Origin of the sequence: Polymorphospora sp. NPDC051019, from assembly GCF_040683055.1 — a bacterium.
Taxonomy (GTDB): domain Bacteria; phylum Actinomycetota; class Actinomycetes; order Mycobacteriales; family Micromonosporaceae; genus Polymorphospora; species Polymorphospora lycopeni.
The window spans coordinates 112,169-135,166 of sequence record NZ_JBFBCH010000002.1 but is presented as its reverse complement, the minus strand read 5'-3'; the positions used below and the strand labels follow the sequence as shown (position 1 = coordinate 135,166).

Genomic DNA, 22,998 nt, shown 5'->3' with positions numbered 1-22,998 from the left:
CCCACGGGGACCGGTCGCGCGGTGGTGGTGCCGGTCAGACCGGCGTGCGCGGTGTCGGGTGGCCGGTCGGACCGGCCGGGTCGGTGGCGGGGGCCGCCAGGCCGGCGGCGAGCAGGTCGAAGGCTTCGTCGACCAGGGCGGGCAGTGGCCTGGACTCGCCTTCGGCGCACCAGCGGGCCAGGGCGACGCGTACCGCCGTGCCGACGGCGGCCGCAACCAGGTGAGGGTACGCGGACCGGCCGACATCCGCGCCGAGTTTTTCGGCGATCGCGTTGGTGAGTTCTCTCTCTTCGACCTGGCCGAGACTGGTCAGCCGGGCGAGGAGTTGCGGGCTGCTGCCGATGACCGACATCCGCAGTCGCCAGCCCTCCTTGTCGTCCTCCAGCCTGGCCAGTTCCTCGTGGACCGCGAGCCGCAGCGCCTGGAGCGGGCTCAGGTGCGCCGGTGCGTCCTGGACCCGGTCCCGCAGGCGTTGCCCGGCCAGCCGGTCACGGCCGGTGATCGCCTCGTCCTTGCTGGAGAAGTAGTTGAAGAAGGTGCGCGACGACACGTCGGCCGCGTCGCTGATCTCCTCGACGGTCACCTGCTCGACGCCCCGCTCGGCGGCGAGTCGGAGCGCCGCGTTGATGAGCGCGTCCCGGGTCTCCCGCTTCTTGCGGTCGCGACGGCCGGTGGGGGCCGTGCCGGGACTGGTCATGGCAACAGCGTAGGGAGCTTGGTTCATTCCCCGCAAAGTTTCACGGTGTGAAAGGAAACACGGGGGCCGGTCGGTCGGGATCGCATGGGCCGTCCGGTGGAGCGGGGCTCGGAAGAAGGGTGCCAACTCGCGGATCACCCTGGCGGCTCGGCGTAGCGCGGCTACGTTGGATGTACTAACCGCTACTCAACGTGCACCCTGGGTAGCTGAAATGCGGTAGAAAGGGGCGGTTCGTGACTCGCTCGACGGCAATCGCCGAACGGGAACGCCCCGTCGACGACCTGGCCGGCCTGCGTGCCATCGCCGCGCTCGTCGCCGACGAGGTCGACCCACGGCCCGTCGCCGACCGACGGGGATCCGAACGGCAGCGACTCACCCGGCTCGGCGAGACACTCCAGGACCGGCTGGTGCCACCACCCGTACCCGAGGTGCCCGGCATGCAGGCCGCGGCCTACTACCGCCCGGCGCACGGCGAACCGGTCGGTGGCGACTTCTACGACGTCTTCCCGCTCGGTGACGGCAGCTGGGGGATGTTCCTCGGCGACGTCGTCGGCAAGGGCTCCGGCGCCGCCGCGCTCACCGCGCTCACCCGCTACACCCTGCGTACGGCCACCACCCTCGACCTGGGCCCCGCCGACGCGCTCGCCCGCCTCAACGCGATCCTGACCGACAAACTGCGCGACGACGTCCTGCTGTGCACCGCCACCGTCGCCCGGCTGCGGCCACCCACCCGCGCCGGCGGGCCCGCCTCGGTCGTCGTCGCCAGCGCCGGCCACCCCGCGCCCATCGTCACCCGCCGTGGCCACGCCCGGCCGGTGGACTGCACGGGGTTGATCGCCGGCTGCCTGCCCGGTGCCGTCTACCGGGTCGTCGAGATCCGGCTGGAGCCCGGCGACGCGCTGGTCTTCTACTCCGACGGGGTCACCGACGCCAAGCTTGGCGGCGGCCGGCTGGAGGTGGAAGGCCTCTGCCGGCTCCTGCGCAGCTCGGCCCGGCCGACCGCGCCGGCCGTCGTGCACCGGCTCGAGGGACTGCTGACCGCCGCCGCCGTCGACGTACCGGACGACGCCGCCGCCCTGGTCGTGAGCGTGCCCGCCTGACGGGTCGTACCCGGCAATGCCCGCCCGCGGCGGCCCGGCAGCCGGCCCGGCAGCCGGTCGGGCGTAGGGTCGGGGGGTGCGGGGGGAGCGGCGGTTGCCACTGGCCGGCCGGCCGTTGACCGAACCGCATCCGGCACGGCTGGCCCCCGACCATCCGGCCCGGGACCGGATCCTCGCCGCCCACACCGCCGCCCTCCATAGCGGCGACGCCGGCTATCGGGATCCCGACACCGGACTGTTCGTGCTGACCGCGGCCTTCCTGGTCAGGCGGGGGACCTGCTGCGGACGGGGGTGCCGGCACTGCCCGTACGTCGACGACGAGCCGCCCGGTGGACCGGCCCCCGACCCCACGCCCACCCGGTAGCGTGCGCCCATGGCGAGATACGTGGTGATCGGTGCCGGCATCGTCGGGCTGGCGACCGCCCACCGGCTCACCGAGGAACATCCCGACGCCCAGGTGACCGTGCTGGAGAAGGAACCGCGGGTGGCGGCCCACCAGACCGGCCACAACTCCGGGGTGATCCACGCCGGCGTCTACTACAAACCGGGCAGCCTCAAGGCCAGGCTGTGCCGGGCCGGCAGCGCCTCGATGGTGCGGTTCTGCGCCGAGCACGGCATCCCGGTCGAGGTGTGCGGCAAGCTGATCGTGGCCACCGACGAGTCCGAGGTGCCCCGGCTGCGCGCCCTGCACGAGCGGGCCGTCGCCAACGACCTGCCGGTCCGGCTGATCAGCGGCGAGCAGGCCCGGGAGTACGAGCCGCACGTGCGCGGCGTCGCCGCCCTGCACGTGGCGTCGACCGGCATCGTCGACTTCACCGCGGTCTGCACGGCGCTCGCCGCACTCGTCGAGAAGGCCGGCGCGTGGGTCCGCCTCGGCACCCGGGTCACCGCGCTGACCACCCGGGGCGCGGAGCAGGTCGTCGGCACCACCGACGGTGACGTGGTCGCCGACGTCGTGGTCAACTGCGCCGGCCTGTACGCCGACCGGATCGCCCGGCTGGCGGGCGTCGTCCCGCCCGCGCGCATCGTGCCGTTCCGCGGCGAGTACTTCGAGCTGCGGCCGGACCGGCGGGACCTGGTCCGTGGGCTGATCTATCCGGTGCCCGACCCGCGGTTCCCGTTCCTCGGCGTACACCTGACCCGGATGATCGACGGCTCGGTGCACGCCGGGCCCAACGCCGTACTGGCCACCGCCCGCGAGGGCTACTCGTGGCGACGGTTCGACGTGCGCGACGTCGCCGACCTGGCCGGCTATCCGGGGCTGTGGCGGCTGGCACGCGGGCACCTCGGGTACGGCCTGACCGAGGTACGCCGCTCGCTGTCCCGCCGCCGGTTCGCGCACAGCCTGGCCCGGCTGGTGCCGGAGGTGACCGCCGCGGACCTGGTGCCCAGTGCCGCCGGCGTACGCGCCCAGGCGATCGCGCCCGACGGCGGGCTCGTCGACGACTTCCTGATCCTCCACCGCGACCGCCAGGTGCACGTGCTCAACGCGCCATCGCCGGCCGCGACCAGCTCGCTGGAGATCGCACGGCACATCGTCGCCGGCCTGCCGGCACCGGCCGCCGGCTAGAGCGGACACGCCGGGCGGTACCGGACTTTCGTGACGGCGCCGGAGTGCGTACGGTGTCCGACGGACCGCCGCGCCGGCGGCCGTACGTCTGGAGGTGGCCAGTGCGCGCACGCACCGGCATGATCGGCATGGGTCTCTTTCTGCTGGCCGGGTGCGGATCCGACGCCGCGGCCGTACCGCCGCCACCGGCACCGCCGCCCGTGGTCACCGCCCTGCCGGCATCGGTCGCCGGCGGCGCGTGCGTACTGCTCGACTACGCCGTCATCGAGGAGACCACCGGCACCAGGTTCACCGTCGCGGCGGCGATGGAGCACCAGAAGACCCGTACCTGTGTGGTGCAGGACGAGGCGGCCAGCCGGCCCGATCTCGTGCTGTCGCTGACCGCCACCGGCGCCGACCAGGGGGTCTTCACCAGCGAGATGGTCCCCAAGGGGGCGACCACCGTCAAGGAACTGGGCAAGGGCGCGTACCGGTCGACGACCGCGCCGGCCGGCGACGACGGTGCCGCCGCCGAGGTCGGCTGGCTCACCGGGGAGGGACGGCTGGTCACCCTGCGGTACACGTTCCCGGTCGGGCCGGAGCGGTCCGCCGCCGACGAACTCGCGCCGAAACTGGTCGAGCTGGCCCGGCAGGTCGCGCCGAAGGTCGCGGACTTTCCCAAGTAGCCACAACCGACGCGGCCCCGGGCGGTTGCCCGGGGCCGCGTCGGCGGCGTGGCTCAGTGCGCGGCGACGAAGACCCGCGAGGCCACCTCGCGCGGCAGCCGGATCTTGTCACCGGAGCGGTCGATCGTCACCCCGTCCCGTTCCTGGGCGACGGTCACCGTGACGCCGGGGTCGACACCGGCGGAGTGCAGCTGGCGCAGCACCTCGGCGTCGGTCTGCACGCTCTCGCAGATCCGCCGGACGACGACCTGCCCGGTCAGCCCCGGGAAGGCGAGGTTGCGTTCGCCGTCGGGCGCGGGGGGTGCGCCGGCCGGCCCGGGCTCGGCCGCGCCGAACGCCTCCAGACCCGGGATCGGGTTGCCGTACGGGGAGCGGGTCGGCCGGTTCAGCAGGTCGTAGACCTTCTTCTCGACCGCGTCGCTCATCACGTGCTCCCACCGGCAGGCCTCTTCGTGCGCCTCCTCGTAGGGCATCCCGATCACGTTGACCAGCAGCAGCTCGGCGAGCCGGTGCTTGCGCATGACCGAGACCGCGTTCGCCCGGCCGAGTTCGGTGAGTTGCAGATGGCGGTCGCCCTCGACGGTGAGCAGCCCGTCGCGTTCCATCCGGGCCACGGTCTGGCTCACCGTGGGGCCGCTCTGACGGAGCCGTTCGGCGATGCGCGCGCGCAACGGCGGCACACCCTCCTCCTCCAACTCGAGGATGGTGCGTAGATACATCTCGGTGGTGTCGACGAGGTCGTTCACAGCAGGTGTCCTCCCAAGCCTCGATCCTACCCCGATAAACAGGACGTCAGCCTCTTGCGGAACGGGCGCCGGCGGTCCTGATGGTGTTGACTGTTCGACGTGTCCGTACCCATCGATCCCCTGGTCGGCGTGGCTGCCCTCGCCGCGTCGCTCCGGTCGGCCCGGCCGCCCGTCGTCCTCGACGTCCGCTGGCGGCTCGCCGGCCCGCCCGGCCGCGACGACTACGCCGCCGGCCACCTGCCCGGTGCCGTCTTCGTCGACCTCGACACGCAACTGTGCGGGCCGCCCGGCGCGGGCGGTCGGCACCCGCTGCCGGACCCGGCGGCCCTGACCGGGGTGCTGCGCGCGGCCGGGATCGGGGCGGGGCGGCCGGTCGTGGTCTACGACGGCGGGGAGGGCCAGGCCGCGGCCCGGGCCTGGTGGACGCTGCGGTGGGCCGGTCACGAGGACGTACGCGTGCTCGACGGCGGGTTCGCGGCGTGGGTCGCGGCCGGTGAGCCGGTGACGACGGCGGTGCCCGAGCCGGAGCCGGGCGACTTCACCGTCCGTCCGGGTGGCCTGCCGGTCCTCGACGCGTCGGCGGCGGCCCGGCTCGCCGGTGACGGCGTGCTGATCGACGTCCGGGTGCCGGCGCGCTACCGGGGCGAGACCGAGCCGGTCGACCCGGTGGCCGGGCACATCCCCGGTGCCGTCAACCTCCCGACGACCGAGCACGTCGGCGCCGACGGCCGGGTACGGCCCGCCGACGCGCTGCGGGCCGGGTTCGCGCGGGTCGGCGTCACCGACGGGGTACGCGTCGGCGCGTACTGCGGGTCCGGGGTGACCGCCGCCCACACCGTGCTGGCGCTGCACCGGGCCGGCCGGACGGACGCCGCGCTCTACGTCGGGTCGTGGAGCGGGTGGGTGACCGACCCGGCCCGCCCGGTCGCGACGGGCGACGGACCGGACTGAGCCGGCGGCCGGGCCGCGGCCGCCCCGGTCGCCACCGGGACCGGCCGCCTTGGCCAATGCCGGGACCGGGCGGCCTTGATCGACGCCGGGCGACCGGCCGGCCGCCGGCCGGCGTGCGACGATGGCGGCATGTCGGAGAGGGCACGTCGGCGAATGGCGGCAGGTCGGCGAATGGCGGCACGTCGGTGAGTGGTGGCACGTCGGTGAGTGGTGGCACGTCGGTGAGTGGTGGCACGTCGGCCGGCCGGGCGACGGCCGACCGGTGCGAGACGTTGGTGGTCTGGGACGACGCCCTGCTGTCCTACGACCTCGGTGACCATCCGCTCGACCCGGTGCGGGTCGAGCTGACCATGGCACTGGCCCGTGACCTCGGCGTGCTCGACCGTCCCGGGGTGACGGTGGCGGCGCCGAAACCGGCCGACGACGCCGCGCTGACCCGGGTGCACCGCGCCGACTACCTGCACGCCGTGCGCGCCGCGCCGCACGACCCCTTCTTCTCCGGCTACGGCCTGGGCACCAGCGACAACCCGGTCTTCGAGGGGATGCACGAGGCGAGCGCGCTGATCGCCGGCGCCACCCTCACCGCCGCCGAGGCGGTCTGGCTCGGCCGGGCCCGCCGCGCGGTCAGCGTCGCCGGCGGGCTGCACCACGCCATGCCCGGTCGCGCCGCCGGCTTCTGCGTCTACAACGACCCGGCGGTCGCCATCGCCCGCCTGCTCGACCTCGGCGCCGAGCGGGTGGCCTACGTCGACATCGACGTGCACCACGGCGACGGGGTGCAGGAGATCTTCTACCGTGACCCGCGGGTGCTCACCGTCAGCGTGCACGAGACCCCGCTGGCGCTGTTCCCGGGCACCGGCTTCCCCGACGAGACCGGCGGGCCGGGCGCCGAGGGCAGCGCGGTCAACCTGGCCCTGCCGCCGGGCACCGGTGACGTGGCGTGGCTGCGCGCCTTCGACGCGGTGGTGCCCTCGGTGCTGCGCGCGTTCCGGCCACAGATCCTGGTGAGCCAGTGCGGCGCCGACAGCCACCGGGCCGATCCGCTGGCCGATCTGCGGCTGTCCGTCGACGGGCAGCGGGCCGCCCAGCTGGCGATGCGGGCCCTGGCCGACGAGCTGTGCGACGGCCGCTGGGTGGCGACCGGCGGCGGCGGATACGCGCTCGTCGAGGTGGTGCCACGGACGTGGACGCACCTGCTGGCGACGGCCACCGGCGAGCCGATCGACCCGGCCACGCTGACCCCGGCCAGCTGGCGGACGCTGGCGCTGACCCGCCGGCCGGGCAGCGACGTGCCGATCCGGATGACCGACGATGCCGACGTGCGGTTCGAGCCGTGGCAGCCGACCGGCGAGCCCGATGCCGTCGACCGGGCCGTGATGGCCACCCGCCGGGCCGTGTTCCCGTTGCACGGCCTGGATCCGCACGACCCGAGGGACTGACCGGTGGCCGGCACCGACCGTTCCGCGGACGTGCTGCTCAGTGACGGCACGACCGCGCACCTGCGCCCGATCACGCCCGACGACGCCGCCGCGATCGTGGCCATGCACTCGCGGTTCTCCGAGCGCACCCGCTACCTGCGCTACTTCTCGCCCTATCCCCGCATCCCCGAGCGTGACCTGCACCGGTTCGTCCACGTCGACCACCACGACCGGGAGGCGTTCGTGGTGGTGTCCGGCGACCGGATCGTGGCGGTCGGCCGCTACGAGCGGTTGGGGCCGGCGGCCGGCGACGCCGAGGTCGCGTTCGTGGTGGAGGACGCCCACCAGGGTCGGGGCATCGGGTCGGTGCTGCTGGAGCATCTCGCCGCCGCCGCGCGGGAGGCCGGGATGCGCCGGTTCGTCGCCGAGGTGCTGCCGGTCAACGCCGCGATGCTGCGGGTCTTCTCCGACGCCGGCTACCAGATCCAGCGCGAATACGCCGACGGTGTGGTGCATCTCAGTTTCCCGATCGCTCCCACCGAGCAGTCGCTGGAGGTGCAGTGGGGGCGCGAGCACAGCACCGAGGCGCGGTCGATCGCCCGGCTGCTCGCCCCGCGCGGTGTCGTGGTCTACGGCGCCAGCGCGACCGGTCAGGGCATCGGGGCGGCCGTACTCGGGCACCTGCGCGACGGCGGCTTCACCGGTGCGGTGGTGCCGGTGCACCCGTCGGCGGCCACCGTCGGCGGGCTGCCGGCGCACCCGTCGGCCGTCACGGCGGGCGTCCGTGTCGACATCGCCGTCGTGGCGGTGCCGCCGGACGTGGTGCCGTCCGCCGTCGCCGACGCGGCCACGGCCGGCGTGCACGGGCTGGTCGTCCTCTCGGCCGGTTTCGCCGAGGCCGGCCCGGACGGCGCGGCCGCGCAGCGCGAGCTGACCCGTTCGGCATACGCGGCCGGCATGCGGGTGGTCGGCCCGAACTGTCTGGGGATCGCCAACACCGACGAGCGGATACGCCTCAACGCCACGCTCGCCCCGCGGCTGCCGGTGGCGGGGCGCACCGGCTTCTTCAGCCAGTCCGGCGCGTTCGGGGTGGCGCTGCTGGCCGAGGCCGACCGGCGGGCGCTGGGCCTGTCGAGCTTCGTGTCGGCCGGCAACCGTGCCGACGTCTCCGGCAACGACCTGCTCCAGTACTGGCAGGACGATCCCGGCACCGACGTGATCCTGCTCTACCTGGAGACGTTCGGAAACCCGCGCAAGTTCGCCCGGCTGACCCGGCGGATCGGCCGGACGAAGCCGATCGTCGCCCTCGCCTCCCCGGCCCGCGGCCCGGCCACCGGCGTCGGCGCCGGTCCTGCCGACCCGGCCATCGACGTCGGCGTCGGTCCCGCCGGGCCGGACGGTGCGGCGGTGACCGAGCTGTTCGCCCGGTCCGGCGTGATCCGGGTCGACACCGTCGCCGAACTGTTCGACGTCGGCGTCCTGCTGGCCAAGCAGCCGCTGCCGGCCGGTCGCCGGGTCGGCATCGTCACCAACTCCTCGGCACTGGCCGGGCTCGCCGCGACGGCGTGCCGGGCGCTCGGGCTCACCGTCGCCGAGGGCTACCCGGCCGACGTCGGGCCGCGGGCGAGCGCACACGACTTCGCCGACGCGCTCGCCGACGCCGCGGTCGCCCCGGACGTCGACGCCCTGGTGGTGGTCTTCGCCCCGCCGCTGCCCGGCCAACTGCCCGACGAGGACACCGACTTCGCCTCCGCGCTGGCCAGCGTGGCGCTGGCCGGCGACCGGCCGACCGTCGCGACGTTCCTCGCCGGTCGGTTGCCGGACGGGGTGCCGTCCTACCCGTCGGTCGAGGAGGCCGTCCGGGCGCTGGCCCGGGTGGTCGCCTACGCCGACTGGCTGCGGCAGCCGCCCGGGGCGCTGTCCGCTCTCGACGGCATCGACCGGCGGCGGGCGGCGGCGGTGCTCGACGCCGGGGGAGCGGTGCCCGACCTGCTCGCGGCGTACGGGATCGAACTGGTCCGCGTCGAGCTGGCCGCGTCCGCCGACGCGGCCGTACGGGTCGCCGAGGGGATCGGCTTCCCGGTGGTCCTGAAGGCGGCCGGCGGTGGGCTGCGGCACCGGCTCGATCTCGGGGCGGTACGGCTCGATCTTCCCGACGCCGACGCGGTCCGGCGTGCCTACGTCGAGATGGCCGGCCGGTTCGGTGCCGAGGTGCTGGTCCAGCCGATGGTGCCGCCCGGGGTGGCGTGCGTTGTGGAGACGGTCGAAGACCCGGCGTTCGGGCCGGTGGTCGGCTTCGGGCTCGGCGGGGTGGCGACCGAGCTGCTCGGCGACCGGGCCTGGCGGGCCGCGCCGCTGACCGACACCGACGCGCTGGCCCTGGTCGACGAGCCACGGGCGGCGCCGCTGCTGCACGGCTACCGGGGCACCGAACCGGTCGACCGGGCCGCCCTCGCCGAGCTGCTGCAACGGGTGGGCCGGCTGGTCGACGACCATCCGCGGATCCGGTCGCTGCGGCTCAACCCGGTGCTGGCGCGTACGTCGGGACTGTCGGTCCTGGACGCGCAGGTGCGGATCGCCCCGTCCGCCGTACGCCCCGACACCGGCCCCCGCCGGCTGTAGACCGGTTGCGCGGGGACCGCCGATTCGGGCACGGCACAGCTTGCCCGTCCCGGTGTGGATGCGGCATCGAGACGATCTACATCGACAACTATCGATCAATATCTCCGGGTTCCGGTCGGCCGTCCGAAGAGGAGATCGAATGCGCTCGTCACACACCGCCAGGCGGACCGGCGGCTTCCTCGGCACCCTGTTCGCCGGTGCCGTGCTCAGGTCGGCCAGTTCTACGCGATCTCGGTGAGCGTCGTCGACGTGTACGGGGTGGCGACGGAACGGCTCGCCGTGCAGTGCCGGCGCATCTGGCAGTAGCCCGAACGCGCGTACGGCCGGCCGTGATGGACACGGCCGGCCGTGGCGGCGTCTCAGCTCGCGTACGCCTCGAGTCGTTCGGCGCGCGACGGGTGGCGCAGCTTGAGCAGCGTCACCTTCTCGATCTGGCGGATCCGCTCCCGGGAGAGCCCGAACTCGCGGCCGACCTCGTCGAGGGTGCGCTGGCGGCCGTCGTCGAGGCCGAACCGCAGCCGGATCACCGCCTGCTCGCGCTGCGACAGGGTGGCGAGCACGACGTCGACCTCGTTGCGCAGCATGCCCCGGGAGACCGCGTCGCCGGGCTCCTCGCGCGGGTCGACGGCGGCGACGAAGTCGCCGAGCGCGCTCTCGCCGTCCTCGCCGACGGCCTGGTCGAGGCTGACCGGCTCGCGGTCGTAGGAGATCAGTTCGATCACCTGGAACTCCGGCACGCCCATCGCCTTGGCGACCTCGCCGACGGTGGGTTCCCGGCCGAGGGTGGTCGACAGGTCGCGGCGGGCCCGGACCATCCGGTTGACCTGCTCGACCATGTGCACCGGGATGCGGATGGTGCGGGCCTGGTCGGCCATGGCGCGGGTGATGGCCTGGCGGATCCACCAGGTGGCGTAGGTGGAGAACTTGTAGCCCTTGGTGTAGTCGAACTTCTCGACGGCGCGGATCAGGCCGAGGTTGCCCTCCTGGATCAGGTCGAGGAAGGCCATGCCCCGCCCGGTGTAGCGCTTGGCGATGCTGACCACCAGCCGGAGGTTGGCCTCGAGCAGGTGGTTCTTGGCCGCCTGGCCCTCGGCGACGATGATCTCCAACTCGGCGCGCAGGTCGGCCGGGACGGACGTGCCGCCGAGCTTCTCGTCGGCGTAGAGGCCGGCCTCGATCCGCTTGGAGAGTTCGACCTCCTGCACCGCGGTGAGCAGCTTGGTCCGGCCGATGCCGTTGAGGTAGGCGCGGACGAGGTCGGCGGAGACGCCGCGTTCGTCGATGGCGTCGAGGTCGGTCAGGGTGTCGCCGGGGGCGTCGTCGGCGGTCGTGTCAAGAGTGGGACGGGCCGTCGCGGCCGGGTCGATCTCGGTTTTCGTCATGTCCAGAACCACCTTCAGTCGCCTCCCCGCGTCGACATGTGGTGCGGTTTTCCCAGCGGCGGGATCGCGCTGGTGAGGAACAGCTTGGTCGTCGAGGCGTGAAGCGGGGGTGAGGCGGGACGCAGGTGGCATGAATCCGGTAGACCACTAGGGGACCCCGGTGGTGGTTAGCGTCGGTTTGGGAGGAATGTGAGCCGGTCACCCGACAGTCGCGTCTTGCCGGCGGCGGTTAGTGTGCCATCCAGCGGCCAGTCAGACACCCCTGCGGCCAATGGACGAAAGGCAACGGAGGACGTCGTGGTCTTCAAGCGGATGATGCAGGCGTTCGGCGTGGGCGGACCCTCCGTCGAGACGGTTCTCGGCAACCCCAACGCCCGTCCCGGCGGATACCTGGAGGGTCAGGTGCACGTCGTCGGCGGTGACCACGCCACCGACATCGAGGCCGTCACCCTCGCGCTGTCCACCCGCGTCGAGGTCGAGAGCGGCGACAGCGAGTACGAGACGACCAAGGAGTTCCACCGGCAGCGGCTGACCGGCCCGTTCCGGCTGGAGAGCGGGCAGCGCTTCGACATCCCGTTCCGGTTCGACGTCCCGTTCGAGACCCCGATCACCGACATCTACGGGCAGCGGCTGCACGGGATGACGATGGGCCTGCGTACCGAGCTCGAGGTGGCCCGCGCCGTCGACAAGGGCGACCTGGACCCGGTGGCGATCCACCCGCTGCCCGCGCAGGAGCGGATCCTGGAGGCGATCGCCCGGCTCGGCTTCCGGTTCTCCCGGGCGGACGTGGAGAGCGGCCGGATCTACGGTGTCGAGCAGACGCTGCCGTTCTACCAGGAGATCGAGTTCTACCCGGCGCCGCAGTACGCCAGCGCCCTCAACCAGCTCGAGGTGACGTTCCTCGCCACCCCGCACTTCCTCCAGGTGGTGCTGGAGATCGACAAGCGTGGCGGCCTGTTCACCGAGGGCCAGGACGCGTTCGGTCGGTTCACCGTCGACTACGCGCAGGCCGAGCACACCGACTGGGTCGCGCAGCTCGACGCCTGGCTGCGCCAGTCGGCCCAGAAGCGCGGCCTGTTCTTCTGACCCACGCCGGTCCGGCGCCGAGATCGCCGTGATCAGGGACCGTGCGGGTCGACACACCGGCGACCCGCGCGACGTACTCCCCGATCACGGCGATCATGGGTGGTCAGAGTTCCAGGAGGACCGTACGGGGGCCGACGTTGACGCTCTCGACCAGCATGTGCGTCCGGAACCGGCCGGTCTCCACCTTGGCGCCGCGCTGCCGCAACGCCTCGGCGAACGCGGTCACCAGCGGCTCGGCGACCCCGGCCGGTGCCGCCGCCGTCCAACTCGGCCGCCGCCCCTTGCGCGCGTCGCCGTAGAGGGTGAACTGGCTGACCACCAGCACCGGCGCGCCGACGTCGGCGGCCGACCGCTCGTCGTCGAGGATCCGCAGCTCCCACACCTTGCGCGCCATCGTGTCCGCGGTCGCCGCGGTGTCGCCGTGGGTGACCCCGAGCAGCACCAGCAGCCCGTCGTCGACCGCGCCGACCACCTCGCCGTCGACCGTCACGCTGGCCCGGCTCACCGTCTGCACCAGTGCCCGCACGGCGGTCAGCCCCGCACCGGCGCGGTCACGCCACCGGCCGTGCCACCGATCACGCCGCCGACCGGTCCGGCCCCGTCGCTGGCCGGTGCCACGACACCGCGCTCGACCAGGTGGGCGACGATCGGCAGGGCCGCCTCGGCGAGGTCGTCCTCGGTGACCTCGTGCGCCAGCGCCAGCAGCGCGAGCTGGTCGCGCAGTGGCACCGAACCGTCGCAGCCGCCGACCAGCGCGAGCACCAGCGGGTCGACCTCCTCGCTCCAGCGCAGGCCGTCGCGCATGGTCAGCACCTGCCGGTCCACCGCCCAGCCCTCGTCGCCCATCGTCGCCTCCTGACGCAGCACCAGGCCGTCCGCCGCCCGGTAGCGGGTCGACAACAGCCGCTCGGCGTCGCGGTCGCGCAGCCAGTCCTGCCGGCCGAACCAGGCCGCGACCTGCTCGCCCAGCGGCTGCTCGACCTGCTGGCGCAGGTCTTCGACGCGTACGACGGGATCGGTGCGGCCGCTGCGGCGCAGGGTGATCAGCCCGAAGCCGACCGCCTCCACCTTGTGCGCGTCGAACCAGTCCAGCCACGCGGCGGCCCGGTGCGGGTCGGCGTCCTCGCTGGCGTCGGCGAGCCACAGGCTGACGTACGCCATCGGGTCGGCGACCTCGCGCTGCACGACCCAGGCGTCCAGGCCGGTGCCGGCGAACCAGCCGGCGACCCGTTCGGTCCAGTCCTCGCCGCCGACGTGCACCCAGTTGGCCAGGTACTGCATCGTGCCGCCCTCGGCGAGCAGGCCGGGTGCGGCGGCGGCCAGTTCGGCGCAGACGCCGTCGCCGGCCCGGCCGGAGTCGCGGTAGATGTGCGTGGCGGTGCCCGGCCCGACCACGAACGGCGGGTTGCTGACCACCAGGTCGAAGCGCCGGCCGGCCACGGGGGAGACGAGGTCGCCCTGGAGCAGTTCCCACTTCTGCCCGTTGAGGGCCGCGGTGGTCGCGGCGAACCGCAGCGCGCGTACGGACAGGTCGGTGGCGGTCACCGTGTCGGCGTGCCCGGCCAGGTGCAGCGCCTGCACGCCGCAGCCGGTGCCGAGGTCGAGGGCGGTGCCGACCGGGCGGCGGACGGTGGCACCGGCGAGCGTGGTCGACGCCCCGCCGATGCCGAGCACGTGGTCGGCGGGCAGCGGCTGGCCGGGTCGGGCCGTCGCCGGCACGTCGGACAGCACCCACCAGTCGGAGCCGTACGGCTCCAGGTCGACGGCCTGCCGCAACCCGTCGCCCCAGCGTTCGACGAGGCCGGCGGCCCGCGCCTCGGCGAGCGGCAGCGGGGCGAGGGCGGCCTCGACGGCGGCCTCGGGTTCGGTCTGCCCACACACGAAGAGCCGGATCAGGGTGCTCAGCGGGTCGCGGTCGCCGGTCAGCCGCAGCGCGGCCCGCAGGTCGTTGCGCCCGGCCGCCGCCGCGGCCTGTGGGCCCAGCCGTTCGGCGATGCCGGCGGCGGTGAAGCCGGCTGTGGTCAGTGCGTCGCGTAGTTGGTCGATCCCGGCCGGAGAAAGCAGGGCCGGAGGTACGGGATGCGCGTCGTTGACTGTCACCCTGCCATCCTGCCGGCTCGCCCCGGCGTGGCGGGCGGCAACCCGGCCAACGGGGCGCGGGATCGAACCGGTGGCATGTCCCAGATAGCGAACAGTCTCTTGATATTCCTATCGGGAAAGTAGGAATATAGGCAGCGCTCCTCCCCGTGGCGACCCCCGCCGCGTGCCGGCGACGCCACCCCGCCTCGCCCCACCCCCGTACCGCCGTGGGACGGCCGTGGCCCACCCCGAAGAAGGACCCCCGAATGAGTGACGACAGACCCACCCCCGAGCCGGCACCGACGCAACCCGAGAGCACGCTGGCCTTCAACGAGGACTGGGCGGCGACGGTCCTCGGGCTCGTCCTGCTCGCCCTGGTCCTGCTCGGCGTCATCCCGACCGGGCTGGTGCCCTGATGACCGCCGACGCCACCCGCCCCGCCGACCCCGGCGCGACCCGCCCGGCCGACCCCGATGTCACCACCCCGACCACCGCGCCGGAAACCACCGCGCCGGAAACCGGCCTGCCGACCACGGCGAAGACCGGCCGGGGCGTACGCGACGGCGCCTTCTGGGCCTGGACCGCCGTCGGCCTGGTGGTGGTCTTCGCGCTCGCCGCGCTCACCCGCTACCTCGAACAGGGCGTACCCGAATGGTTCGCGGGCACCTCGGTCGAGGACCTGGCGGCCGCCGTCGAATACCCCGTCTACGCGATCCTGCTCGGCCTGCTCGGCAACGTCGTCGTCACGGTGACCGGCATCCGGGACCGGATCGCCGCCGCGTTCCGCACCGAGTTCTTCATCAAGACCGGCCTGGTGCTGCTCGGCGCGTCGATCAACCTGTCGGTCATCGTCAGCGCGGCCGGCCCGGCCATCGCCCAGGCGATCCTGCTGATCAGCGCCGTGTTCCTCTTCACCTGGTGGCTCGCCGGCCGGTTCGGGCTCGACGACCGGCTGCGCGCGCTGCTCGCCTCGGCGGTGTCGATCTGCGGCGTCAGCGCCGCCATCGCCGCCGCCGGCGCGGTCCGCGCCCGCCGGGAACAGCTCGCGTACACCGCCAGCCTGGTCATCCTCTTCGCCCTGCCGTCCATCTTCGTCCTGCCGTGGCTGGCCGGCGTGTTCGGGCTGAGTCCGGCGGTGGCCGGCGCCTGGATCGGCGGCAACATCGACACCACCGCCGCGGTCACCGCGGCCGGCGCCCTCGCCGGCGAGGAGACGCTCCAGATCGCCAGCATCGTCAAGGTCACCCAGAACGCCCTGATGGGTGTCGTCGCGGTCGCGCTCACCGCCTACTTCGCGTACAAGGTGGACCGGACCGCCGGCTCGGCCCGGCCCGGCGCCGGCGAACTGTGGCGGCGGTTCCCGAAGTTCGTGCTCGGCTTCATCGCCGCCTCGGTGATCGCGACGATCTACCTGCGGAACGCCGGCAGCGACGGCCGGGCGGTCATCGGGGTCGTGAACGACCTGCGTACCTGGTTCCTGATCCTGGCGTTCGTCAGCATCGGCCTGGAGTTCCGGGTCTCCTCGCTGCGCGAGGCCGGCTGGCGGCCGATCGCCGTCTTCGCCAGCGCCACGGTCTTCAACCTGGTGGTGGCGCTGGCCCTGGCCTCGCTGCTGTTCCGCGACTTCGCCGGTTAGCCGGGCGATCCGCCGCCGACCGGGCGGCGGGTGCGGGAAGGACCGGCCGGGCCGGACCGCTGTCGGGGCGGTCCGGCCCGGCCTCCCGCGTCGGCGGGCGGCACCGACCCATGAGATTTGTCATGGGGCAGCGGTGCGCGATCCATCCGGACCGGTGTGCCGGCGCACTGCCCCCGGCGGGCCGTACGCCGAAGACTGGACCGCATGGAAAAGCCAACATCCCCCGCGGTCGAGGTACGCGACCTGCGCCGCCGGTATGGCGGCCCGAAGGGCTACGAAGCGGTCCGGGGCATCTCCTTCACCGTCGACTCCGGCGAACTGTTCGCCCTGCTCGGCACCAACGGCGCCGGCAAGACGTCCACCCTCGAACTCGTCGAAGGGCTCGACCGGCCCACCGCGGGCAGCGTCCGCGTCCTCGGCCTGGACCCGGTCCGGCACCGGGCCCGGGTCCGGCCCCGGATCGGCGTCATGCTCCAGGAGGGCGGCTTCCCGTCCGACCTGACGGTGACCGAGACCGCCCAGATGTGGGCCGGCACGCTGACCCGACCCCGCCCCGTCGGCGAGGCGCTCGACATGGTCAACCTGCGGCACCGGGAGAAGACCGTCGTCAAGCAGCTGTCCGGCGGCGAGCGCCGCCGGCTCGACCTGGCGCTGGCCCTGCTCGGCCGGCCCGAGGTGCTCTTCCTCGACGAGCCGACCACCGGGCTGGACCCCGAGAGCCGCCGCAACACCTGGCGGCTGGTCCGGGCCCTGCTGGTCGACGGCACCACCGTCGTGCTGACCACCCACTACCTCGAAGAGGCCGAGGAACTCGCCGACCGGCTCGCGATCATGCACCGGGGCGAGATCGTCACCACCGGCACCGTCGCGGACGTGGTGGCCAGCCGCCCGGCGCGGATCAGCTTCGACCTGCCCGCCGGACTCGACGTACGGCAGTTGCCGCCACTGTCCGGCCGGCGGCCCGACCTCGACGCCGCGAAGGTGACCACCGGCCGTACCGGGCAGCGGGTCACCCTCCAGACGGACACCCTCCAGGCGGCGCTGACCGACCTGCTCGGCTGGGCCGCCGCCCGCGACCTCGAACTGCCCAACCTCGACGCCCGCTCGGCGTCGCTGGAGGAGGCGTTCCTCGCGGTCGCCGACGACCGCACCGACCCCACGGCAAACACCACGACCGCCGGTACGGCGGCCCGCACACCGGAGGTGGCGGTATGACCGGGGCCCTGCGCCGGATCACCCGACTCGGCCGTACGGAGATGCTCCTGCTCTGGCGCAACCGCACCGCCGTCGTCACCGCGGTTCTGCTGCCGATCGGTACCGTCTGGTTCCTGGCCTCCCTCGGTATCGACGCCGGCGGGCTGTCCGCCGGGGCGTTCGCGGTGACCGGCCTGCTCGGCTTCGTACTGCTGTACGTCGTCTACTACAACCTGGTCACCACGTACGTGGCCCGGCGTGAGGAACTCGTGCTCAAGCGGCTGCGCACCGGGGAGATGACCGACGCGCAGATCCTCGCCGGCACCGCCGTGCCGGCGGTGGTCGTCACCCTGGTGCAGGCGGTGCTCGCGGTCGTCGCCGGCGCGGCGCTGCTCGACCTGGCCGTACCGGTGAACCTGCCGGTCCTGCTGGTCGGCCTGGCGGGCGGCATCGTGCTGTTCGTCCTGCTGGCGGTCGTGTCGTCGACGTTCACCCGCAACGTGGAGATGGCCCAGATCAGCACCATGCCGGTCCTGGTCGTCTGCATGATCGGCTCCGGGCTGGTCCTGCCCCTGCAGAGCATGCCGGACCTGCTCGCCGACGTGGCCGCGTTCCTGCCGCTCACCCCGGTCGTCGAACTCGTCCGGCTGGGCTGGCTGGGAACCACGACCGGCGCCGACCCGACGGGCTTCACCGGGGTGTTCGGGCCGGCTGTCGTACCGCTGCTGATCCTGCTCGGCTGGACGGCGCTCGGCGTGGTCGGCATGCGTCGCTGGTTCCGCTGGGAACCGCGCCGCTGATCGGGGGCGGTCCCGGGGCGCGCCGGCGCGGGGCGGTGCGCCCCTGGCCGGCGCATACGATTCGGACGTGGTCGGTGGACGCCGCCGCCGGCCACGCGGGTGGGACGGGAGGATACCGGTGCGCAGCCTGACCGGATGGTGGCGGGGACGCGGCCAGCCCGAGCGGTTCGACCTCTACACCCGCCTGTCGATGTACAGCGTCGTCTGCTTCGAGCCGCTGGTCGTCCTCGCCGTGCTGTCCCCGGTCCGCGACGCCGGGCGGATCCTGCCGATCCTGGTGCTGAGCGTCGCGCACGCCGTCGTCTGCCTGCTGCTGACCCGGGCCGGGCTCGACAGTTACCTGGGCCGCCGGCCGCGTCCGGTCGGGCTGGCCGTCGCGGGCGGCGTCCTCACCCTGGCCGGCACCGGGCTCGCGCTGCTGCTCCTGCCGACGTTGGCGGAGAGCCCGGCGAAGACGGCGGCGTTCCTGGTCTTCGCCGGATACTTCTACGCGGCGCTGTCGACGGCCGTGCCGCCCCGGGTGAGCCTGCTCGCACTGCTGGCCGGGGTGCCGTGCACCTTTGTCGTCGGGCGGGCCGACGGCCTCACCCCACAGCGGGCGGTGGGAATCACGATCGCCCTGGTCGCCGTCTTCGTCGCCGGATACGTCAGCTTCCGGCTGTCGGCGTGGATGCTCGGCGTCGTGTGGCAACTCGACCAGTCCCGCCAGGTCCAGGCCCGGCTCGCGGTCGCCGAGGAGCGGCTGCGGTTCGCCCGCGACCTGCACGACGTGCTCGGCCGCAACCTGTCGGTGGTGGCGCTGAAGAGCGAGCTGGCCGCGAAGTTCGCCGAGCGCGGCCGGGCCGAGGCCGTGACCGAGATGCTCGAGGTACGCCGGATCGCGCAGGAGTCGCTGACCGAGGTGCGCGAGGTCGTACGCGGGTACCGCAGCCCGGATCTGGAGGCGGAGCTGGCCGGTGCCCGGTCGGTCCTCGCGGCGGCCGGCGTCGACTGCCAGGTGCTGGTCGACGGGACCGGCCTGCCGCCGGACGCGCAGGCGACGCTCGGCTGGGTGGTCCGCGAGGGCACCACGAACGTGTTACGGCACACCGACGCGAACGAGTGCGTGATCTCGTTGCGTACCGACGGGCGGAAAACCGGGACGGTGACGCTGACCATGGACAACGACGGGGTGCCGGCCGGCCGGCCGGCCGAGTTCGGCAGCGGGTTGCAGGGGCTCGCCGAACGGCTCGCCGCCGTCGGCGGCACGATGTCCGCCGGCCCGGCGGCGCCCGGCCGGTTCCGGCTGACCGCCCGGCTGCCGCTCGGCGCGGCGGTGGCGCCGTGAGCCCCCGTCCGGCCGTCGACGGCGGTCCGGTAGGCGGTTCGGCCGGTTCGGCGCTGGGCGGTCCGGTGGGCGGTTCGGGTGCCGGGCCGATCCGGGTGCTGCTCGCCGACGACGAGCATCTGATCCGCGGCGCGATGGTCGCTCTGCTGGGCCTGGAGGACGATCTCACCGTCGTCGGCGAGGCGGCGACCGGCCGCGAGGCGCTGTCGATGGCCCGGGCGCTGCGGCCCGACGTGGCCGTGCTCGACCTGCAACTGCCCGACATCGACGGGGTGACCGTCGCCGCCACCCTGCTCACCGAGCTGCCCGACTGCCGGTCGATGATCGTCACCAGCCACGGGCGGCCCGGCCACCTGAAGCGGGCCCTGGCCTCCGGAGTACGCGGCTTCCTGCCCAAGACCGTCTCCGCGGAGGTGCTCGCCGAGGTGGTGCGTACGGTCCACGGCGGCGGCCGGTACGTCGACCCGGCGCTGGCCGCCGATGCGATCAGCGCCGGTGACAGCCCGCTGACCCCGCGCGAGGCCGACGTGCTGGAGCTGGCGGCCGACGGTGCCCCGGTCGACGAGATCGCCCGCCGGGCCGCCCTGTCACCCGGCACGGTCCGCAACTACCTGTCGTCGGCGGCGACCAAGGTCGGTGCGGCGAACCGGCACGAGGCCGCGAAGATCGCCCGCCGCTACGGCTGGATCTGACCACCGGCCCGGTGCCGTCGTGCGGTTGTACGCCGCGCGGCCGTGTGGCGCGCCGTCGTGATCGTCTGCTGTTCCGCACTCGCCACCCGGCGTGTCGTGTGGCCGGACAGCAGACGATCATCGGGATCCCCGGCCGGGTTCCCCGACCGCCGCGCGGCAGGTTCACTGTCGGAGCCCACAGCGAATTCGCTGTGGATACGCCGAATTCGCTGTCAACCGAAACAGCATCACCCCGAACCCCGACCCCGGCCGGTGCCCAAGACCGGCGGGCGTGGGGAGTCAGGCGGGCCAGGCGCGGGCGGTGCCGTCGACGTGCACGGTGACATCGGTGCCGACCGCGACCGGCGTCCCGGCGTCGAGGATCCGGGCCGTGATCCGGGTCCCGTCGGCGAGCCGCAGCGCCACCAGCGCGTCGTGACCGTGGAACTCGTGCCGCAGCACCGTCGCCGGCACCGGACCGCCGGGCACCGAACCATTCGTTCCCGGACGGTCGCCCACGGAGCCGCCGGCCGCCACGCCGCCGGCCGGCGGACCGTCGGCCGCCGTGCCGGTTGCGGGGGAGCTGTCGCGGACGGAAGCGGCCGGGCGGGCGGTGATGCGTACCTGCTCGGGGCGGACCAGCACGGTCACCGCGCCGGACCCGAAGGTGCCGGCGAGCGGCACGGGGCCGAGCACGGTGTGGGCGGCACCGGATTCGACGACCGCCGGCAGCAGGACGGCGTCGCCGACGAAGGCCGCCACCCAGGGGTCGGCCGGTTCGCGGTAGACCGCCGCCGGGGCGGCGCACTGGACGACCAGGCCGCCGCGCATCACCGCGACCTGGTCGGCGGTCGACAGCGCCTCGCCCTGGTCGTGGGTGACCAGGATGCCGGTTGCCCGGTCGGCGCGCAGCGCCTCGCGTACGTCGTGCCGCAGCTCGGCCCGCAGTCCGGCGTCGAGCGCGCTGAACGGCTCGTCGAGCAGCACCAGCGAGGGCCGGGGGGCGAGGGCGCGGGCGACCGCGACCCGCTGCTGCTGCCCGCCGGAGAGCTGGTGCGGCATCCGGTCGCCGTGGCCGGCGAGCCCGACGAGGGCCAGCACCTCCTCGATCCGGCCGCCGCGGCGGGTGGCCCGGTCGAGGCCGTACCCGATGTTGCCGGCGACCGAGAGGTGCGGGAACAGCGCGCCCTCCTGCGGGACGACGGCGACCCGGCGGCGCTGCGGCGGCAGGTGGGCGCCGGGGCCGGCGATCACCGTGCCGTCGATCCGGATCTCGCCGGTGTCGACCCGTTCGAAGCCGGCGACGCAGCGCAGCAGCGTCGTCTTGCCACAGCCGGACGGGCCGAGTACGGCGGTCAGCGTGCCGGCCGGCACGGTCAGGTCGACGCCGGCGAGCGCGGCGACCGGGCCGTAGTTCTTGGCCACCCCGCGTAGGGTCAGCGCCTCTTTCATCTCCCACCTTCGGATTCGAGGATTCCGCTACGGGCGGCGAGCAGCCAGGTCGGCACCGAGGAGAGCAGCACCAGCAGGGCCGCGTACGGGGTGGCCGCGGCGTACGCGTTGACGGTCGTGTGGGTCCACAGTTCGGTGGCCAGGGTGTCGGTGCCGGTGGGGCGCAGCAGCAGGGTGGCCGGCAGTTCCTTCATGCAGGTGAGGAAGACCAGCGCGGCGCCGGCACCGATGCCGGGCAGGGTGAGCGGCAGCGTGACGGTGCGCAGTACGGCCACCGGCCCGCGACCCAGCGACCGGGCGACCTCCTCGAGGATCGGCGGTGCCTGCGCGGCGGCGCCGGCCACGGCGGCGACCGCCAGTGGCAGGAACAGCGCGGCGTAGCCGAGGGCCAGCAGCCAGGTGGTCTGGTAGAGCGGGTACGCGACGTTGATGCCGAAGAACACCAGCGACAGGCCGATGACGACGCCCGGCAGGGCGTGGGTGAGATAGCTCAGCCGTTCCAGCAGCCCGGTCAGCGGGCCGGGGGCGCGGGCGCTGAGCAGGCCGATCGGCAGGGCGAGCAGCATGGTGAGGGCGGCGCCGGCCAGCGAGAGCCACAGTGAGTTGCCGGCGGCGACGGCGATCTCGCCGAGCGAGCCGGGCCGGGAGACGCCGGCGGCCATCCGCTGGGCGAGGCTGACGGCGGGTACGCCGAGGGCGAGGGCGGCGACGCCGGCCAGCACGGCGACGGCCGGCCAGCGGGCCCGGCCGAGCCGCAGCCGGACCGGTGGCCGGCGGGCGCCGGAGCCGACCCGGGCGTAGCGTTCGCCGCGCCGCCGGGTGGCGCTCTCCCCGGCGAGCAGCAGCACGGTGAGCACGACGAGCACGGTCGACAGCACGAGCGCGGCGGTGCGGTCGAAGCCGAGGTCGAAGGCGATGAAGATGGCCCGGGTGAAGGTGTCGACGCGCAGGATCGAGGCGGCGCCGAAGTCGGAGAGCACGTAGAGGGCGACCAGCAGGCCGCCGCCGGTCAGGGCGGGGCGGATCTGGCGCAGGGTGACGTCGGTGAAGGTCCGCCAGGCGCCCCGCCCCAGTGACCGGGACACCTCCTCCTGTGCCGGGTCGGCGCCGGTCAGCGCGGCGGCGACCGGCAGGAAGACGTACGGGTAGGAGCAGAGGGTCAGCACCAGCGCGCCGGGCCAGAACCCCTCGAAGCGGTCCACGGTGGAGATCCAGGCGAACCCGGCGATGTAGGTCGGCACGGCCAGCGGCAGCGCGGCGAGCACCCCGAAGAACCGGCGCAGCGGCAGGTCGGTGCGGGTGACCAGGAACGCCGAGCCGACGCCGAGCAGCAGGCAGCCGGCGGTGACCACGGCGGCGAGCCCGAGCGTACGCAGGGCGAGCAGCCCGACCCGGGCGGTGAACAGTTCCTCGGCGATCCGTTCGCCGCCCGCCTCGGCGGTGCGTACCCCGAGGTAGACGACCGGGATCAGGGCGACGGCGACGGCGAGGACGGCGGTGCCGAACAGGACCGGACGCGGCACCAGCCGCCGTACGGCGGCGGCCACGCGGTGGTGGACGGGCCGGTACGGCGGCTGCGGGGCCGGTGCCGTGGGCAGGCCC

20 protein-coding genes and 1 pseudogene are annotated in these 22,998 nt (G+C 74.1%); 14 read left to right on the top strand and 7 right to left on the bottom strand.

The genetic code is table 11. From position 1 onward, the window contains the following. Positions 1-34: 34 nt before the first annotated feature. On the bottom strand, positions 35-697 hold the full coding sequence (locus AB0M79_RS04820) for a TetR/AcrR family transcriptional regulator (protein ID WP_364207841.1): 663 nt from the start codon (positions 695-697) through the stop codon (positions 35-37). A 233-nt stretch (positions 698-930) separates the two neighbouring features. Between AB0M79_RS04820 and AB0M79_RS04815 the strand changes: the two genes are divergently transcribed. The 4 genes from AB0M79_RS04815 to AB0M79_RS04800 all read left to right on the top strand — a co-directional run bounded on the left by AB0M79_RS04815 (position 931) and on the right by AB0M79_RS04800 (position 4,032). After that, positions 931-1,797: a PP2C family protein-serine/threonine phosphatase gene (locus AB0M79_RS04815; RefSeq protein ID WP_357536008.1), complete on the top strand. Its 867-nt coding sequence runs from the start codon at positions 931-933 to the stop codon at positions 1,795-1,797. A 76-nt stretch (positions 1,798-1,873) separates the two neighbouring features. After that, positions 1,874-2,161: a DUF5522 domain-containing protein gene (locus AB0M79_RS04810; protein ID WP_364207838.1), complete on the top strand. Its 288-nt coding sequence runs from the start codon at positions 1,874-1,876 to the stop codon at positions 2,159-2,161. A gap of 9 nt (positions 2,162-2,170) precedes the next feature. Continuing rightward, positions 2,171-3,367: an L-2-hydroxyglutarate oxidase gene (gene lhgO / locus AB0M79_RS04805; RefSeq protein ID WP_364207836.1), complete on the top strand. Its 1,197-nt coding sequence runs from the start codon at positions 2,171-2,173 to the stop codon at positions 3,365-3,367. 101 nt (positions 3,368-3,468) lie between these two features. Next, a complete protein-coding gene (locus AB0M79_RS04800) occupies positions 3,469-4,032 on the top strand; it encodes a hypothetical protein (RefSeq protein WP_364207834.1) in 564 nt (187 codons plus the stop codon). Positions 4,033-4,085: 53 nt separating this feature from the next. Here AB0M79_RS04800 and AB0M79_RS04795 read toward each other — a convergent pair whose 3' ends face one another. Next, complete coding sequence (locus AB0M79_RS04795) at positions 4,086-4,778, bottom strand: metal-dependent transcriptional regulator (RefSeq protein WP_357536016.1); 693 nt, start codon at positions 4,776-4,778, stop codon at positions 4,086-4,088. A 111-nt stretch (positions 4,779-4,889) separates the two neighbouring features. On the opposite strand from AB0M79_RS04795, the gene AB0M79_RS04790 reads away from it, so the two are divergent. The 3 genes from AB0M79_RS04790 to AB0M79_RS04780 all read left to right on the top strand — a co-directional run bounded on the left by AB0M79_RS04790 (position 4,890) and on the right by AB0M79_RS04780 (position 9,769). After that, positions 4,890-5,729, top strand: a complete 840-nt coding sequence (locus AB0M79_RS04790; RefSeq protein ID WP_364208785.1) for a sulfurtransferase — start codon at positions 4,890-4,892, stop codon at positions 5,727-5,729. 221 nt (positions 5,730-5,950) lie between these two features. After that, positions 5,951-7,168 (top strand): acetoin utilization protein AcuC, encoded by a 1,218-nt coding sequence (locus AB0M79_RS04785; protein WP_364207832.1) that lies wholly within the window; start codon positions 5,951-5,953, stop codon positions 7,166-7,168. Positions 7,169-7,171: 3 nt separating this feature from the next. Further along, positions 7,172-9,769, top strand: a complete 2,598-nt coding sequence (locus AB0M79_RS04780) for a GNAT family N-acetyltransferase (RefSeq protein WP_364207830.1) — start codon at positions 7,172-7,174, stop codon at positions 9,767-9,769. 359 nt (positions 9,770-10,128) lie between these two features. Here AB0M79_RS04780 and sigB read toward each other — a convergent pair whose 3' ends face one another. Then, positions 10,129-11,151, bottom strand: a complete 1,023-nt coding sequence (gene sigB, locus AB0M79_RS04775) for an RNA polymerase sigma factor SigB (RefSeq protein WP_364207828.1) — start codon at positions 11,149-11,151, stop codon at positions 10,129-10,131. A gap of 297 nt (positions 11,152-11,448) precedes the next feature. On the opposite strand from sigB, the gene AB0M79_RS04770 reads away from it, so the two are divergent. Continuing rightward, positions 11,449-12,237, top strand: coding sequence for a sporulation protein (locus AB0M79_RS04770; RefSeq protein WP_357536026.1), 789 nt, complete (start codon positions 11,449-11,451; stop codon positions 12,235-12,237). 103 nt (positions 12,238-12,340) lie between these two features. Here AB0M79_RS04770 and dtd read toward each other — a convergent pair whose 3' ends face one another. Together dtd and AB0M79_RS04760 are read right to left on the bottom strand one after the other, a co-directional pair. Continuing rightward, entirely contained in the window at positions 12,341-12,763 is a 423-nt protein-coding gene (dtd, locus tag AB0M79_RS04765) for a D-aminoacyl-tRNA deacylase (RefSeq protein ID WP_364207826.1), read from the bottom strand. Positions 12,764-12,837: 74 nt separating this feature from the next. Continuing rightward, positions 12,838-14,337: pseudogene (locus AB0M79_RS04760) on the bottom strand (methyltransferase); the annotation flags it as partial. A gap of 245 nt (positions 14,338-14,582) precedes the next feature. Between AB0M79_RS04760 and AB0M79_RS04755 the strand changes: the two are divergent. The 6 genes from AB0M79_RS04755 (at position 14,583) to AB0M79_RS04730 (ending at position 19,965) form a co-directional block, all read left to right on the top strand. Further along, positions 14,583-14,732: a hypothetical protein gene (locus AB0M79_RS04755; protein ID WP_357536032.1), complete on the top strand. Its 150-nt coding sequence runs from the start codon at positions 14,583-14,585 to the stop codon at positions 14,730-14,732. Next, positions 14,732-15,952, top strand: a complete 1,221-nt coding sequence (locus AB0M79_RS04750) for a putative sulfate exporter family transporter (RefSeq protein ID WP_364207824.1) — start codon at positions 14,732-14,734, stop codon at positions 15,950-15,952. The genes AB0M79_RS04755 and AB0M79_RS04750 overlap by 1 nt, the downstream gene beginning before the upstream one ends. Positions 15,953-16,156: 204 nt before the next feature. Further along, positions 16,157-17,167 (top strand): ABC transporter ATP-binding protein, encoded by a 1,011-nt coding sequence (locus AB0M79_RS04745; protein ID WP_364207822.1) that lies wholly within the window; start codon positions 16,157-16,159, stop codon positions 17,165-17,167. After that, positions 17,164-17,946 (top strand): ABC transporter permease, encoded by a 783-nt coding sequence (locus AB0M79_RS04740; RefSeq protein ID WP_364207820.1) that lies wholly within the window; start codon positions 17,164-17,166, stop codon positions 17,944-17,946. The genes AB0M79_RS04745 and AB0M79_RS04740 overlap by 4 nt, the downstream gene beginning before the upstream one ends. Positions 17,947-18,064: 118 nt before the next feature. Beyond that, a complete protein-coding gene (locus tag AB0M79_RS04735) occupies positions 18,065-19,273 on the top strand; it encodes a histidine kinase (RefSeq protein ID WP_364207818.1) in 1,209 nt (402 codons plus the stop codon). 65 nt (positions 19,274-19,338) lie between these two features. Then, positions 19,339-19,965, top strand: coding sequence for a response regulator transcription factor (locus AB0M79_RS04730; protein ID WP_357536065.1), 627 nt, complete (start codon positions 19,339-19,341; stop codon positions 19,963-19,965). 279 nt (positions 19,966-20,244) lie between these two features. On the opposite strand, the gene AB0M79_RS04725 is transcribed toward AB0M79_RS04730, so the two are convergent. After that, positions 20,245-21,396 carry an ABC transporter ATP-binding protein gene (locus tag AB0M79_RS04725; RefSeq protein ID WP_364207817.1) on the bottom strand — a complete coding sequence of 384 codons (1,152 nt, stop codon included), beginning with the start codon at positions 21,394-21,396 and terminating at the stop codon, positions 20,245-20,247. Then, entirely contained in the window at positions 21,393-22,943 is a 1,551-nt protein-coding gene (locus AB0M79_RS04720) for an iron ABC transporter permease (RefSeq protein ID WP_364207815.1), read from the bottom strand. The genes AB0M79_RS04725 and AB0M79_RS04720 overlap by 4 nt, the downstream gene beginning before the upstream one ends. Positions 22,944-22,998: the final 55 nt, after the last annotated feature.

Bases quoted from the DNA above. Each gene is read 5' to 3' on its own strand.
- AB0M79_RS04750 (WP_364207824.1), top strand. From the start codon at position 14,732: ATGACCGCCGACGCCACCCGCCCCGCCGACCCCGGCGCGACCCGCCCG.
- AB0M79_RS04755 (WP_357536032.1), top strand. From the start codon at position 14,583: ATGAGTGACGACAGACCCACCCCCGAGCCGGCACCGACGCAACCCGAG.
- AB0M79_RS04745 (WP_364207822.1), top strand. From the start codon at position 16,157: ATGGAAAAGCCAACATCCCCCGCGGTCGAGGTACGCGACCTGCGCCGC.
- sigB (WP_364207828.1), bottom strand. From the start codon at position 11,151: ATGACGAAAACCGAGATCGACCCGGCCGCGACGGCCCGTCCCACTCTT.
- lhgO (WP_364207836.1), top strand. From the start codon at position 2,171: ATGGCGAGATACGTGGTGATCGGTGCCGGCATCGTCGGGCTGGCGACC.
- AB0M79_RS04820 (WP_364207841.1), bottom strand. From the start codon at position 697: ATGACCAGTCCCGGCACGGCCCCCACCGGCCGTCGCGACCGCAAGAAG.
- AB0M79_RS04725 (WP_364207817.1), bottom strand. From the start codon at position 21,396: ATGAAAGAGGCGCTGACCCTACGCGGGGTGGCCAAGAACTACGGCCCG.
- AB0M79_RS04740 (WP_364207820.1), top strand. From the start codon at position 17,164: ATGACCGGGGCCCTGCGCCGGATCACCCGACTCGGCCGTACGGAGATG.